This window comes from Ruegeria sp. BB9, from assembly GCF_056539345.1.
Genome location: NZ_JBQFUU010000003.1, coordinates 370,524 through 384,818, shown reverse-complemented (window position 1 = coordinate 384,818; position 14,295 = coordinate 370,524). Strand labels below are relative to the sequence as shown.

The window sequence follows — 14,295 nt, the reverse complement described above, 5'->3', positions numbered from 1 at the left end:
GAGAATTGCGATACATCGGCCCAGCTCACTTACGTAGTTTTAGTCCATTACCATATCTGCCGTCATGCGCGTGGCGATTAGGGCTTCTGGTGCTGCTTACAAGTGAGCCAGCAGGCGGCAGCGGATTTCGAAGCGGTCGAGCTCGTTCAGGTTGTAATCCGTCCGGATGGCAGCGAACTGCAGAATCCGGTCGAACGTTGTATCCGTGCCTGTAGTCTCCGTGTCATAGCGGACGTAGCCCATTCGCCTCTTCCTCTGTGGGTGGCGCCAGGAAAGTGCACCACTCTGTTGAACATTGATGCACGCATGCGTAGTGTTAAGCAACGACGGGAGCTTCAATGGCCGATCGACCCCTGAAAGCAACCAGGCTGTCCGTTAGCTTGGAGGAGCGCGATCATAATATTTTGGCTGAAATCGCAGCCGAAAATGACGCTTCGATTTCTTGGGTCATCCGGAAAGCAATCCGTCAGTTCGTCGACGAATATCAAGCTGGCCATCCACATGTAGAGCCAGCAAAGCGCGGCGAATAACGAAATTGAAAAGAGAGCAGTATGGAAGACGGACTCGGCGCCTGGTTCAACGAAAACAAGACAGAACAACAGCTCTCTACTTTTGGATTTCGCACGTCTGGTGGCGGTGCACACCAATCCAAGACAATGATGCTCCCCGAAGTCGAAAGCCTGCTTTCGTCTGGTATTACAAGCGCCGAAAGCCTCAAGATCGCGGCAATTGATGACAACATCATGGGCAAGTCGACCGCGAATACCCGGCGTCTAACCTATCGCCATCTATGCTCCCTCTACGGCTTCAACGACCAGCCCCCCATAACGAAGGTATTGATGGGTTTGTGGCCCCTCGATCGCGAGCGGCACGCCCTACTCACGCTCCTGGTCGCTTTGGCCCGAGACCCCTTGCTGCGAGACACAGCCAAAGTTGTTCTTGAAACCCCGGTTGGTCAAACATTGGAAAGACCCAACTTCGAGGACGCGCTGTCTTCCGCTCATCCTGATCGCTTCAGCTACAAAATGGTCCGTTCCATGGCGCAGAACTGCGCTTCGACATGGACGCACAGCGGCCACCTCAGCGGCCGGGCGAAGAAGACCCGCCAGCGTGTCAGCGCGACACCACACGCAACTACGCTTGCAGCCCTTTGCGCTACTGCAGCTGGCTATGGTGGACCTGCAATCCTCGGGTCAGTTTGGATGAAGGTCCTCGATCTTTCGCCAGAACAAGCCTTGGATCACATGCGACGAGCCGAAAGCCTTGGTCTAGCCCGAGTCCGGTCTGCCGGAGACGTGACGGAGATCTCGCTTCGTCAGCCATTGTCTTCAACTCTGGGAGTGTCAGAGCTTGAACACGTTTGACGAAATCCTTGCCGCCTACACAAAGCAGGTGAACCTTCCGTGGGCTTCAGACACACCGCCCGCCGGTCGGGTTTGGATCGTTTGGTTCGACAAATCCATGCAACGCCGCTTCTCCGGAAGGATTGGGGAATTCGAGCACGCGACGCAAAAGGCCGGACACGGCTGGAAGCTCTTGGACTTGGCTCCATGGTTCGGAAACTGGATCGCAAAGCATGAGCTGTTTGAAGGTCTGGTTGAGCAACCAAATGAAATTCGTGGCTTGCTTCCCGACATCGAAGATGCCCTGGTGGAAGAGATCGGGAGGGCCCTAGCCGAATGCTCGTCAAACGACGTGCTCGCGGTTGATGGTTGCGGAGCTCTCTTCGGCGTTGCACGTGTTTCAGTTTTGATAAGCCGGGTTGCAAATTCTGTGCCTGGCCGCCTGCTAATCGGGTTCCCAGGAAAACACTCTGCGAATACTTACCGGCTTCTCGATGCTAGGGACGGCTGGAACTACCGTGCCGTTCCAATACCAGCAAACCCAACATTCTAAGGCGCAGGAATGCTAAACAAAGAAACGTTCTTTAACGACCCGACCACTTATCAACTAGCGAACCAAGGGACGGCCTCGATCATCTACCCGCCCACTAGAGAGGCCATGCAGACAATTCGAGGCGAGTTGGAGACATTTGTTTGCGATGGAGCTTACGCCGATGGTCTAACCAGAATCTTGGAAAACTTCGTTTCGTCCGTTGATAGTGGGCACGATGGCAAGGCTGTTTGGATTTCTGGATTCTATGGCTCCGGCAAATCGCATCTGGCAAGTATGCTTGCCGCTCTATGGACAAATATTCAGTTCGAAGACGGCGCGAAAGCGGAAGGTTTAGTTCAGGACATGCCAAGTGGGGTTGCCGCGGCGCTAAGGGAGCTTCAGACCTTAGCAAAGCGAACCGGTGGTCTGGTTGCAGCAGGTAATGTGATAGGAACTGGACCGTCTTCCCCAGCGGAAGCGGTTTTAAGTATTATCCTTCGAGCTGCTGGTCTGCCAAGTGACGTAAGAGCGGCCAAGGTGGCTTTGTGGCTCAATAGTCTCGGAATACTCGATCAAGTTCGGAATGAGCTTGGGTCCAATTTCGATGGGGACATTCGAAACTTTGTGCTTTCCAAGAGATTTGCGCCGGCCGTACTAAAAGCCGATCCAAGTATCGCGAGCTCCGTTGAAAAACTTAGGGAGTTGTTAGCTGCGCAGTTTCCCGAACCTTCAGAAATCACCGTTGATGACCTGGAAAATATAACTCGCCAGGCACTCATGATTGGACGTACAGAGTTTCCGCTTACCTTGATTGTACTGGATGAGGTCCAAGAGTATCTAAAGCAAGAGCCTGGTGATACGCTAAAGATTCAGGAAATTGCAAAAAGGCTTTCGAGCCGATTTGACGGCCGAGTTTTGCTAGTCGCCACGGGGCAGCAAGCGCTTACAGATGTTGCCAACCTTCAGAAGCTGATGGGTAGATTCCAAGTTCAAATCGCATTGGGTGATGCAGATTTCGACTCCGTGCTACGCAAGACCGTGCTTCGAAAAAAGTCTGGAGCCGTCGGCGAAATTAACAAAATGCTAAGTGCAAACGCTGGAGAAATTAGCCGCCAGCTACATGGAAGTCGCTTAGCTCATTCTGTCGGCGATGAAGAAAATGCTATCTTGGATTGGCCCCTTCTTCCTTCTCGCCGACGTGTTTGGGATTTGATTCTCCACGAGCTGGACCGAACTGGCCTGGTTGGCAACCTGCGCGGCAAACTTGGCACAACGCTCGATGCGGCGAAAGCGTACGGCGATAAGCCTCTGGGACATGCAGTACCGGCAGATTTCTTGTATCGACGCCTATCTACAGAAGCGTACAACACTGGCCTCATCCCAAGTGAAACTTGGAACCGTATTGAGAGACTGGAGTCAAGCAATGAGCAAGATAGGCTTAAAGCGCGTATTTTGATGCTCGTATACATGCTCGGCCGGATTTCCGTTAATGCGGAAAACCACGGAGTTCGTCCTCAGGCGGAAACAATTGCGGATCTATTGATCGTTGATCTCGCCGCTGACGATTATTTGCGCAAAGAAGTCCCTAAACTTCTTGAAGCCTTACACGGCGAGGGTGCCGTAATCGAAGTTGGAGGAGAGTGGCGTTTACAAACCAAGGAAAGCGCTGACTGGGATGCAGCTTATAGGACTGAGGAGAAGGCTCTCTTAGCTGATCAGTCTTCGTTAAGTCGTACCCGCCGGGAACTGCTGGGAGATGCTATTGATGCAACGCTGATGGGTGCCGCTACTGTTTCCCATGGCGCCAGCAAGGAGACCAGACGAATCCATCGCCTACAACCGGGTGACAAGGACCCGACTGACGGGATCGCGCTGAGACTCCACAATGGCTGGAGCGAGGACCTTACGCAGATCGAAAAGGAAATCGCAGCAGCCCCAACTTCAGACCCTACGGTTCACTTGCTGATTTCGCGACATCCTTCACGCGACGGCGAACTGACGAACGCGCTTACGACGTGGAAGGCGGCAGAGCACGTCCTCCAATTGCGGGGTGTCCCCCAAACTGATGCTGGCCGTGAAGCCCAGTCGGCCATGCAATCGCGAGCAAACAAAGCTCAGAATGCAGCAACGGAAATCATTGCTGAGGCAGTAGCGCAAGCGCGGGTCATTCAAGCTGGCGGGAAGGTTGTGACAGGAGCGCCTGCTGATGCGGTCAAGGCAGCAGCGACCAATGCCCTTGCGCGTCTCTATCCGCAGTTTCCGGACGGCGATCATGCCGGATGGGGCAAATTGCGCGACAGGGCGGTTCGAAAAGACCCTGACGCTATGAAGGCAGTGGATCATTCAGGTGCCCCCGAAAGCCACCCGGTTTGCAAAGCAATCATCGCTGATCTGGGGCCGGGTCGAAAGGGCTCCGATCTTCGAACAAAGTTCACTGGTGCGCCATACGGTTGGTCTCAAGATGCTGTGGACGGCGCCCTGATTGTCTTGGCAAACGCTGGCCTGCTTCGCGTGACCGGCGATGATGGCAAGCCTGCATCCTTACCAGACATCCCGCGCCAAAAAATCGGCACTTGCACGTTCCGGTCTGAGACGACCGTGATCACGATCCACCAGCGGATGGCTGTACGAGGCCTGCTAAACGACACAGGCATCCCGTATGAGAATAACCAGGAGCAGCTTGCACTCTCAGCACTTCTTGACCGGCTTCAAACGGCCGCCACGGAGTCTGGGAGCGATGCACCAGCCCCAGAAGCGGACACCGTTCCAAACCTTGCTTCATACAAAAGCCTGTCGGGCAACGACCTTCTAGCTGCCCTGGCAACAGACGCCACCGATCTGCGCGAAAAGCTGAAGGACTGGAAGAAGGCCAAGCAGGTTATTTCGGAGAGAATGCCTAATTGGCGTCTCGCAGAACGCCTTGTTGGCATGGGTGCTAAAGATCAGGAAAGCGATCTTGAAAGTATTCGCACGGGTCGCCGTCTATTGGCCGACCCCGATCCGGTTCCGCCGTTGATTTCCGCCGCTGCGGACACACTGCGAGCTAGGCTCAATGCCATCTATCAGGCTTGGGAAAAAGCTTGGGACAGCGGTGAGGAACGGCTTGCGAACGATCCAACGTGGAAGAAGCTGTCTCCTGAACAGAAGCGAGCTATCCGAGAAGAAAACGGCCTACTCCAAGCGACAAAACCGGCTGTCGACACGCCGCAGGCCATTTCGGAAGCTTTGAGCGGTAGAGGGCTTTCCGAATGGGAAAGCATGGTGAAGGCGCTGCCAACCCGTATCGACGATGCGTTGGCCTCTGCGGCTGCTGAACTTGAACCCAAAGCCCACACTGTTCTGCTGCCCGGCGCTTTGGTGAAGTCGGAAGCCGACTTGGATGAGTGGCTCCAAAAGGTCCGCGAAAAGGTTGCTGAAGGTCTGCAGAACGGCCCAGTGATTCCAAAGGTTTGACTCATGAGCGAACGTTATCTGCCATCCACTCTTCGACGCACGCTGGAGCGGGTAATCAAGGACGCCCGCATAGTTGCGGAGGAAGGCGCACGAGATGCAATCCGGCGCTTGGGCGTCGCCGAAGGCAAGGCCCCGTCCTACCTTTCCGAAGAGGAGAAGGAGCTTCGGCGACGTCTGCGTGCACATGCGCGCGCACTTGGTGATGCTTTCGACCGCACCAACGATACCCAAGAGACCAAGCATCTGATCGAAGCCACCGCCTATGCACATTGGCATCGAATGCTTTTCGCACGGTTTCTGGCGGAACGTGGCCTGTTACGAAACCCCGAGTACGATGTCCCCGTGACCTTGGAAGACTGCCGGGAACTGGCCGAGGCAGAGGGGCTGACCGACCCTTGGATGATTGCCGAGAGCTACGCAGCGCAGATGCTACCTGCTGTCTTCCGGGTTGATGATCCAGTTCTCGCGTTGGAAATCGATCCGGTTCATACGCAGAAGCTTCAGAAGCTTGTGATGGGCCTGGATGCCGAAGTCTTCGAGGCAGAGGATAGCCTCGGCTGGACCTACCAGTTCTGGCGAGCCGCAGAGAAGGATGCCGTAAATGCATCGGGTGTAAAGATCGGTGCTGACGAGCTACCGGCGGTCACCCAGCTGTTCACTGAGCCCTACATGGTGCGCTTCTTGCTGCACAACACACTCGGTGCCTGGTGGGCAGGAAAGGTTTTGGCCAGTAATCCGACTTTGGCTGAGACCGCTGCGGACGAGGATGAGCTCCGAGCTGCCTGCGCATTGCCTTACTATCGCTTTGACATGCTGCGGTTCGTTCGTGACGGAGATAATGGCCCCTGGAGGCCAGCAGCTGGTACTTTCCCGGGTTGGCCCAAAGAAGCCAAGCAGATCACTTTTCTCGACCCTTGCTGTGGGTCGGGCCATTTCTTGACTGAGGCATTGGCGATCCTAGCCGCCCTTCGCCGGACCGAAGAACATCTGTCGCCCGCCGATGCAGTATCAGCAGTACTTCGAGACAATCTGCATGGATTGGAGATCGATGGTCGATGTGTCCAGATTGCGGCGTTCGCAGTGGCGCTTAGCGCTTGGCGTATTGGGGGATGGCAAGCACTACCATCTCTCAAAATATCATGGGTTGGCGCTCCGCCACCACTGCCGAAGCGTGATTTTGTATCGCTGGCGGATGGCGACAATGATCTGGAGGCAGCGCTCGCAGAGCTACATGATCTATTCGAACAAGCCCCGTATCTTGGAACACTAATTGAACCAATCGGCGGCGATCTCCTTGACTCACGACGTATGGCGCGGGTCGGGGAGCTTATGGAAAGGCTTGTCGAAAAAGCAAGAAGAGCCGTTCCCGAGATTCGCGAGGGAACCATCGCGGCACGCGGCATGGCGGATGCCGCGAATGCACTTGGCAAAAGCTACGTACTTCAAGTTACAAACGTCCCATTTCTAGGCCGTGGCAAGCAGGCTTCTAGCCTAGCTAACTATATTGGCACCTACTTTCCAAACTCCAAGCCAGACTTGGCCGCTGCAATGACAGAAAGGATGTCTAATCTTGCTGGACGTGGAGGGACAGTAGCCACGATCTATCCGCAAACTCTCTACTTCTTGAGTTCTTATCTCAAATTCCGGAAGCAGATTACGGCTCTTTGCGATGTAGATCTAGCCGTTGGCTTGGGTGCGAATGCATTTGAAACCATAAGTGGCGAAGTTGTTAATGTTGCACTGACAGTCATCAGCCGACCAGAAGATGCTAGGCGAGATACCTATCAAGCCATTGACCTCAATGAGGTTGGGAATGCGGAGTTAAAATCAAGACACTTAATTGAAGGTGACATCCAGAGTGTGCGCTCACAGACCATCAACAAAAGTTCCGGGTATCGAATTTCGACAACTCCGCCCACAGAAGGCGATCTTCTGAGTAAGTATGCGACCTATCACAATGGTTTGGTCAGTGGTGACTCAAACCGCTTTGTATCATGTTTCTGGGAGATTGCTTATGAACTTGAGTCACCGTGGATCTTCCATCAATCCGCGCCAACCGGCCTTGGGGTGTGGTCGTCGATGTCGAACATTATCCGATGGGGCGATGGCCAACTATTAACATACATCGACGAAAGACTAGAAGGAAATACTAGTGCTTGGGTTAGGGGAACAGATATTTGGGGAAGAAGAGGAGTTTGCGTTGCCGGCATGAGCCTAAACGCGAGTCTCTATGAGGGCACAGCATTCGATAACAACTTATCTGTAATCATTCCAAAAGATGAAGATCTACTGGGCGCTATCTGGTGTTATTGTTCAAGTGCAGATTATAAAAGGGAGGTGCGCCGGCTTAATCAAAAGGTAAGCGTAACGGATGACAGCTTCGTTCGTGTGCCATTTGATCACGAGAAGTGGAACAGCCTTTTCCAGGAAAAATACAATCGCCGACTGGATCTTCCTTTCACTAATGAACCAACCCAATGGGTCTTCCACGGGCATCCTGCCCGAGCACATGATGGAACCGCATTGCACGTCGCACTTGCCCGGGTTTGTGGTTACAAATGGCCCGCCGAACTTGACCCCAGTAGCCGCCTTTCGCAAGAAGCGCGAGACTGGATTGAATTGACTCGTCACTTACCGACTGGCGACAATGACGGCCTTCTTGGCGTGCCTGCAGTGGCTGGCGAGAAGCCGCTTGCTGACCGGCTCAGAGCTTACCTCGCTGCAGCGTTTGGCGCAGATTGGTCCGATGCCCTTGAGCGCCGTTTGGTAGCCGAAGCAGATGAGGCCTTGGACAAAAAAGCGGCCCGCGATGGCTCACTTGAGGCTTGGGTCCGCGACCGTGCCTTCCGTCAACATTGCGCGCTTTTTGCTCAACGGCCTTTCATTTGGCACATATCGGACGGGCTGAAGGACGGTTTTTCGGTATTCGTACATTACCATCGCTTTGACCAAGCCAACCTGCGCAAGCTCACATACACCCTACTTGGTGACTGGCTAGCCCGAGCCAAAGCGGAGGGGAACACACTCCGATTTGAAAAGGGTCGTGAACTGCAGCAAAAGCTGGAAGCGATCCTGGAAGGCGAAAAGCCCTACGATATCTTCGTGCGTTGGAAATCTCTTGCCCAGCAACCGCTTGGTTGGGACCCCGATCTGGACGATGGTGTCCGGCAAAACATCCGTCCCTTCATTTTAGCGGGTGTCCTTACACACAAGCTCGACAAGATCCTCAAGGACAAGGACCGAGGAAAGGATGTTTCATCCGCGCCCTGGTATGATGTTTTCAAAGGTGAACGTCGGAACGATCATCACACTACGCTTGCCGAGAAGCGGGCTGCGCGAGAAGCCGCAGCGAACCGAACGGAGGCGTCCAAGTGACAACTCCGCTAGACGCGCTTGTCGCCGCCCTCCACGAGGCAGCGAGCTACAACGCCTCGGCAGAGGCGGCGCCAGTTGCGGTTGTTTGGTGTGATGCGGGCAAGGATTTCTTGCCGCTGATCCCTGCTTTGAGGGAGCGTCTTCCGGAACTGCTGACGTTTGGTGACTTTGAACCCGAGGCGCGCACCGGGCCAGCAGTGTGGCTTCGTGCAGCTACCGTGGGTGCGGTCGAAGGCGTCGGTTGGCCAGAGGGCACCACGCCGATCATCTACATACCGGGGGTCGCGCGCGAGACCCTCAAAGGCGCAGAAGACTGTCCACAACTCCTCCAGCCACTGGTTTGGTACACCGTTGCGGGTTCGTACTTTGGTCATGTGAACGGCAAGGACTGGACGCTTCGGGGATTCCTGTCCGCAGAACGCGGGCCATTGAAACTCGAAATACCCGATGACTCCGCGACGCGCGCGGCACTGTCACATGCAGCTGTTCGCCTCTGCACCAGGTCGACCGAAGAACTTCGCGGAAAGCGCTGGGATGCAGATCAGTTGAATGCGCTCCTCGCCCCCGACCTGGCCGCCGACATGCTGGATTGGATTGATGGTTCATTGTCGGATGAGGTCGACGCAGCACGGTTCAATGCATTTGCCAGTATCGCGAAGAAAGAGCTGAAGTTTGACCCTTCCAAGCTCTCTAAACAGGATGCAGTGAAGCGCCTGGCGAAACGTGAAGGCAAGTGGGCGCAAGTTTGGACCCGTTTCGAAGGGTCGACAGGGTATGCTCAAGTGGTCGACTACTTGGGCTTCGAAGAACCCGCCTCGCTCTTTGACCATTCGGGCAACCGAGAGGTCTACCCAAAGCTAAACGCGAAGGGAGAGAAGGAACTTAGAGACGCGCTCCAAAGCCTGTCCGAACTCTCGTTTGATGAGGCCCGCGCAAAGGTTCAGGGTCTTGAGGAAGAACACGCCTGGCGACGCAGTACGGTCTGGGCGCGTCGTGGAGAAGCACCATTAGCAAATGCCTTAGAACATCTCGCAGCTTTGGCGAAAGCGGCCTCTTTGCCCACACATGATGGCAGAGCACTTGCAGAGGCATATGCCACTACCGGATGGACTGTCGATTGTTCGGCGATGTCCGCAATTGCGAGCGCCCCAAGAGAGCTGGATCGCATAGCTGTCGCTAACGCTCTGCGGGCCATATATCTGCCCTGGCTCGACGAGAGCGCTTTTGCGCTCCAGGAACTCGTGCGCAATGGCAATGTGAAGTTCTCGCAGCCGGAGACAATAGACGCAGGTGTGACGACTGTCCTATTCGTCGATGGTCTCCGGATGGACGTTGCCCAACAGCTTGTCCAAATGCTTCAAAAAGACGGGTTAAAGCCGGAACTAGATTGGATCTGGTCAGGCTTTCCGACAGTCACAGCAACCTGCAAGCCGCTCGTAACGCCGGTCGCCGAGGTGCTTAAAGGTCCGGCCAGCACAAACGACGTCTTACCAATCACGCCAGATGACAAACCGGCAAACAAGCCGAACTTGTTCAAGCTCTTGAATGCAAACGGTTGGGAGACGGACACAGCGCTTCTACCTGACCAAAGGCTTTGGACGGAGACTGGTCGGTTCGATGAGGAAGGGCATGCGCTTGGGGCGAGGTTGGCCGAGCGACTGGGACAGAGTGTGAGGGACGTTGCGGACGCGGTTTCCAGCCTAGTCAGATCAGGACGGGACGTCCGAATCGTTACGGATCACGGCTGGCTCTTGATGCCGGGGAACTTACCGCACGCCGCTCTAGACCCTGGTCTAGTAGAACCAAGCGGAAAACGCACGCGTTGTGCGCTAGTCAAACCAAAGGCGACTACATCCTACATGCAGGTCCCATGGACCTGGAACTCGGATATTTCAATCGCAGCCGCCACCGGGGCTCGGGTCTTCTACGCCGGATGCGAATATGCACATGGCGGGATTAGTCCGCAGGAATGCATCCTGCCGGTCATCCTGGTCACCGGAAACAAAGTACGCAGTGAGGTCTCAATTTCGAAGGCGCAGTGGGAGGGTTTCCGTCTGAGGCTAGAGGTAGCAGGCGGTGCCGACCTGGAAGCTGACCTTAGACTCGGCTCTGAGACGAGTGGCCCGAGCTTGATCAAGGGTGGCCGCGTCTTGGATGACAACGGGCGGACCTCGTTTCTCGTAAGTGACGAACACGAGGGCGAAACGGCCTGCTTGGTAATCCTTGATGCCAACGGAAATGTCGTAAGCCAACGCGTTACGACAGTGGGAGGGGAATAGGGTGGTGACGATGGATACACTTGACCGCAAGGCGGCCGAAGCCTTCCCAGCCCACATTGTGCGAAAGGACCTCGTCAGGCGATTTCGCGGGCAGTTTCCCATCCCAACGTACGTGGTCGAATTCATGCTGGGCCGCTACTGCGCGAGTACTGACCCGACCGAGATCGAAGAAGGCATTCAGATGGTGCAAGCACAACTGTCTGATAGAACCGTTCGAGCTGGCGAGGAGGAACTCTTCAAAGCTCGCGCCAGAGATCGTGGCTCAGTCCGGATTATTGACATCATTACAGCTAGGTTGGACGCGAAGACTGACAGCTATCTGGTGTCTCTCCCCAGTCTTCGACTGAACGACGTCAGAGTCGCCGACAAGGTCGTTCAAGATCACGAACGTATGCTGACTGGTGGCTTCTATGCCGAAGTCGAGCTTGGCTACGATGCCAGCATTGCTCAAGAGAAAGGGGGCCGACCCTTTGAGATACTGAGCCTTCGGGAAATTCAACTCTCGACCCGAGACATACTGGACAAGATTGCATCCGGACGCGCGTCACTCTCAACCGAAGAGTGGAAAGCGTGTCTATTAAGAAGCGTTGGACTTGAGCCAGACAAGCTTAACGAGAGAGCAAGGGATGCGATGTTCCTTCGAATGGTTCCCTTCGTTGAGGCCAACTATAACATGGTTGAACTGGGGCCGCGCGGGACTGGCAAGAGCCACCTCTATCAGCAGGTTTCGCCCTACGCGCATCTAGTGTCCGGCGGCAAAGCCACTGTCGCACGCATGTTCGTAAACATGTCGAATGGCCAACGTGGTCTTGTTTGCCAGTACGACGTTGTCTGTTTTGACGAGGTCTCTGGCATTTCCTTCGATCAGAAGGACGGCGTCAACATCATGAAAGGCTACATGGAGTCGGGTGAGTTCTCTCGAGGCCGTGAAAGCATCCGCGCCGAAGGCAGTATCGTCATGGTCGGCAACTTCGATGTCGACGTTCAACACCAGCAAAGAGTCGGACATCTGTTTGGTCCAATGCCTCCAGAGATGCGCAATGATACGGCATTCATGGATCGCATTCACTGCTACCTACCAGGTTGGGACGTTCCCAAGGTGAGTAAGGAACTATTTACCGACCACTTTGGGCTGGTCAGTGATGTCTTGGCAGAGTGTTTTTCGCGCCTGAGGGCTCAGAGTAGAGTGGACAAGCTCTCAGGCCGTGTGCACTTCGGAGGTGCGTTGTCCGGTCGCGATCAAAATGCTGTCAACAAGACCGTGTCTGGTCTTCTTAAGCTGCTCTATCCTGACCCGGCTTCACCAATCCCTGATGAGGACTTGGAGTGGGCTGTTCGGCTTGCTCTTGAGGTGCGCCGCCGTGTGAAAGAGCAGCAGAAGCGCATAGGATCTGCGGAGTTCCGAAATACACAATTCAGCTATGTTATGGGCTTGGATGGAGTAGAGAAATTTGTCTCTACTCCTGAGCTTCAGAGCGAAAATAGCATCGGTGCTGACCCGCTCCCTGCAGGCCAGGTTTGGACGATCAGTCCAGGTGGACAAGATGAAGGGACAGGCCTCTTCCGTATAGAGGTCAACGAAACCTCTGGCAGCGGGGTCAAGATTCTAAACCAATCACCGCCGGGGCCATTCAAGGAAAGCGTTCGAATCGCAGAACAGAACCTTTACGCCCATGCACGCGAACTGGTGGGCGAGCGGAATCCACGCGAGCACGAGTTCTCCATCCAGTTGCGAGCCTTCGATGCGGCAAGGAACGGTTCGGATGTCGGCATCCCAGTACTGATGGGGCTCTGCTCGGCGCTTCTCGGCAAGCCGATAAAGGGCGGGTTGGTAATCTCTGGAGGAATCACCCTGGGTGGCTCTTTGGAGCCAGTCCATAATCCAATTGATCTCGTAGAGCTCGCAATGGAGAAGGGAGCCGAGGCGGTCCTCCTGCCAGTCTCTAGCCGCCGTGCACTGATTGATTTGTCAGACGATGTAGCAACCAAGGTGCAGGTATTGTTCTTCGCCGATGCAGCAGACGCACTACGCAAGTGCGTTCACGACTAAGGGCCTTCGCTCGCACCCGCGCTTTCCGCGATCTAACAAGTGCCTGGGTTCTTCGAGAAGGATGGTGCCGGTGAAGGGACTCGAACCCCCGACCCCGTCATTACGAATGACGTGCTCTACCAGCTGAGCTACAGCGGCTACCTAGAGCCTACTGCGAGCCACGTCTTCAAACAGCTTCGCGTATAGCTGCTCTTGCGGGAATGGCACAATTAACCGGCTTAAACATTGGCACAGGCTGGAATAATTTCCAATAACACGTTGTATTGAAATTATAGTTTAAGGTCTTTTAATCAGTGGGTCGCAGGTTCGAATCCTGCACGGCTCACCACTTTTTCAAAGACTCAGAGAGGCGATCTCGTGCCAGGCGCTCCTTTCAGGTAAGCACAGGGTAAGCGACTGAGCCCATATTTCCCTTTACATTCGCCCGAGGGTTGCATGCCTTTGCAGGCAAGGGAAGAGCTGATGGGACACATCAGGCTTGGCACGTTGCCTCGGTCCAAGAAGTGGCGCGAGGTCGTTGATTTGATCGCAACCGATACGTCGGTCGAAGAGATCGCCGAGGCCGCAGCGGATGCATCTGAGAGCGATCTCGCACTGGCGAGTCGTGACCCCAGGTTTCAGTTTGTAAGTGATCTCCTCGTGAGGCTGCCTTTGCTTGCAAGGGCTCCGGGCTTCGAAGACGCTTTGGCTGATTTGGGCATTGCGACGTCGGAACTCAGTTACAGTGACCGGCTTGCTGGCCGGTTTGGATCGTGCCGTTGATCGCAACAGCTTCGATCTCCGAGGATCTTCCGATGTAGGAGAATTGGCGAAGGTCGCGCTGCGGGAAACCCTGTCCATTCAGCTGCGCGACCGGTTGCCAACCCTGTTTGAACCGACACCGCAGGAAATCCGTAGGACACTTGCGAGTTTTGCCTCGAGAGATGAATTTGCGAGGCTCGCGCGGGATTTCTTTGCCCGGCTAACTTACCGCTCTCTGGACTACTACCATAGCCGGGAACTCGCCAATCATACCGGCGAAGATCGACGCTTTTCTACCGACGCACAGCGTGTTGCTTTCCAGCAGGCGCTCTCCCAGCACACCTTTGAAGTTTCAAAATTGTCGAAGAGTATGCGGGCGGTTGGTACGGCAAGACCGTCTGGCAGAAACAAGCACTTGATCGTGATAAAATAGACAAGTTCACAGCTTACGCATTCAAAAAGATGCGCTCGGAATTTGGGCGTCGTCGCGCAAGTCGTCGTGCTCTCATCCGCGTTCAGCGA

At 55.0% G+C, this 14,295-nt stretch carries 10 protein-coding genes and 1 tRNA gene; 9 read left to right on the top strand and 2 right to left on the bottom strand.

Annotation, left to right across the window (positions count from 1 at the left end; all coding sequences use genetic code 11):
- Positions 1 to 96: 96 nt before the first annotated feature.
- Positions 97 to 243, bottom strand: a complete 147-nt coding sequence (locus tag ACR0FC_RS12755) for an exonuclease domain-containing protein (protein WP_170340892.1) — start codon at positions 241 to 243, stop codon at positions 97 to 99.
- 95 nt (positions 244 to 338) lie between these two features.
- Here ACR0FC_RS12755 and ACR0FC_RS12750 point away from each other — a divergent pair, with 95 nt between their 5' ends.
- The 7 genes from ACR0FC_RS12750 to brxL are packed head-to-tail and all read left to right on the top strand — an operon-like array spanning position 339 to position 13,032.
- Complete coding sequence (locus tag ACR0FC_RS12750) at positions 339 to 530, top strand: ribbon-helix-helix protein, CopG family (RefSeq protein ID WP_170340894.1); 192 nt, start codon at positions 339 to 341, stop codon at positions 528 to 530.
- Between the two features lie 21 nt (positions 531 to 551).
- The gene (locus ACR0FC_RS12745; protein ID WP_170340896.1) at positions 552 to 1,364 is read left to right on the top strand and encodes a hypothetical protein; all 813 of its coding nucleotides are present in this window, start codon (positions 552 to 554) and stop codon (positions 1,362 to 1,364) included.
- Entirely contained in the window at positions 1,351 to 1,896 is a 546-nt protein-coding gene (locus ACR0FC_RS12740) for a DUF1788 domain-containing protein (protein ID WP_170340898.1), read from the top strand. The genes ACR0FC_RS12745 and ACR0FC_RS12740 overlap by 14 nt, the downstream gene beginning before the upstream one ends.
- A 9-nt stretch (positions 1,897 to 1,905) precedes the next feature.
- Entirely contained in the window at positions 1,906 to 5,328 is a 3,423-nt protein-coding gene (gene brxC / locus ACR0FC_RS12735) for a BREX system P-loop protein BrxC (protein ID WP_170340900.1), read from the top strand.
- 3 nt (positions 5,329 to 5,331) lie between these two features.
- Positions 5,332 to 8,703 (top strand): BREX-1 system adenine-specific DNA-methyltransferase PglX, encoded by a 3,372-nt coding sequence (locus ACR0FC_RS12730; protein WP_170340902.1) that lies wholly within the window; start codon positions 5,332 to 5,334, stop codon positions 8,701 to 8,703.
- Positions 8,700 to 10,982: a BREX-1 system phosphatase PglZ type B gene (pglZ, locus tag ACR0FC_RS12725; RefSeq protein ID WP_170340903.1), complete on the top strand. Its 2,283-nt coding sequence runs from the start codon at positions 8,700 to 8,702 to the stop codon at positions 10,980 to 10,982. The genes ACR0FC_RS12730 and pglZ overlap by 4 nt, the downstream gene beginning before the upstream one ends.
- Before the next feature lie 10 nt (positions 10,983 to 10,992).
- Positions 10,993 to 13,032: a protease Lon-related BREX system protein BrxL gene (gene brxL, locus ACR0FC_RS12720; RefSeq protein WP_217358630.1), complete on the top strand. Its 2,040-nt coding sequence runs from the start codon at positions 10,993 to 10,995 to the stop codon at positions 13,030 to 13,032.
- A 62-nt stretch (positions 13,033 to 13,094) separates the two neighbouring features.
- Here the strand turns inward: brxL and ACR0FC_RS12715 are convergent.
- Positions 13,095 to 13,170: transfer RNA gene (locus tag ACR0FC_RS12715), tRNA-Thr, on the bottom strand.
- 297 nt (positions 13,171 to 13,467) lie between these two features.
- On the opposite strand from ACR0FC_RS12715, the gene ACR0FC_RS12710 reads away from it, so the two are divergent.
- Together ACR0FC_RS12710 and ACR0FC_RS12705 are read left to right on the top strand one after the other, a co-directional pair.
- On the top strand, positions 13,468 to 13,794 hold the full coding sequence (locus tag ACR0FC_RS12710; RefSeq protein ID WP_480656816.1) for a hypothetical protein: 327 nt from the start codon (positions 13,468 to 13,470) through the stop codon (positions 13,792 to 13,794).
- Positions 13,757 to 14,206 carry a hypothetical protein gene (locus ACR0FC_RS12705; RefSeq protein WP_174825053.1) on the top strand — a complete coding sequence of 150 codons (450 nt, stop codon included), beginning with the start codon at positions 13,757 to 13,759 and terminating at the stop codon, positions 14,204 to 14,206. Before ACR0FC_RS12710 ends, ACR0FC_RS12705 begins: the two co-directional genes overlap by 38 nt.
- The last annotated feature ends 89 nt before the right edge of the window (positions 14,207 to 14,295 follow it).

Excerpts from the sequence above, each read along its gene's own strand:
- ACR0FC_RS12755 (WP_170340892.1), bottom strand. The coding sequence starts at position 243 with ATGGGCTACGTCCGCTATGACACGGAGACTACAGGCACGGATACAACG.
- ACR0FC_RS12750 (WP_170340894.1), top strand. The coding sequence starts at position 339 with ATGGCCGATCGACCCCTGAAAGCAACCAGGCTGTCCGTTAGCTTGGAG.
- ACR0FC_RS12745 (WP_170340896.1), top strand. The coding sequence starts at position 552 with ATGGAAGACGGACTCGGCGCCTGGTTCAACGAAAACAAGACAGAACAA.
- brxC (WP_170340900.1), top strand. The coding sequence starts at position 1,906 with ATGCTAAACAAAGAAACGTTCTTTAACGACCCGACCACTTATCAACTA.
- ACR0FC_RS12730 (WP_170340902.1), top strand. The coding sequence starts at position 5,332 with ATGAGCGAACGTTATCTGCCATCCACTCTTCGACGCACGCTGGAGCGG.
- brxL (WP_217358630.1), top strand. The coding sequence starts at position 10,993 with ATGGATACACTTGACCGCAAGGCGGCCGAAGCCTTCCCAGCCCACATT.
- ACR0FC_RS12710 (WP_480656816.1), top strand. The coding sequence starts at position 13,468 with ATGCCTTTGCAGGCAAGGGAAGAGCTGATGGGACACATCAGGCTTGGC.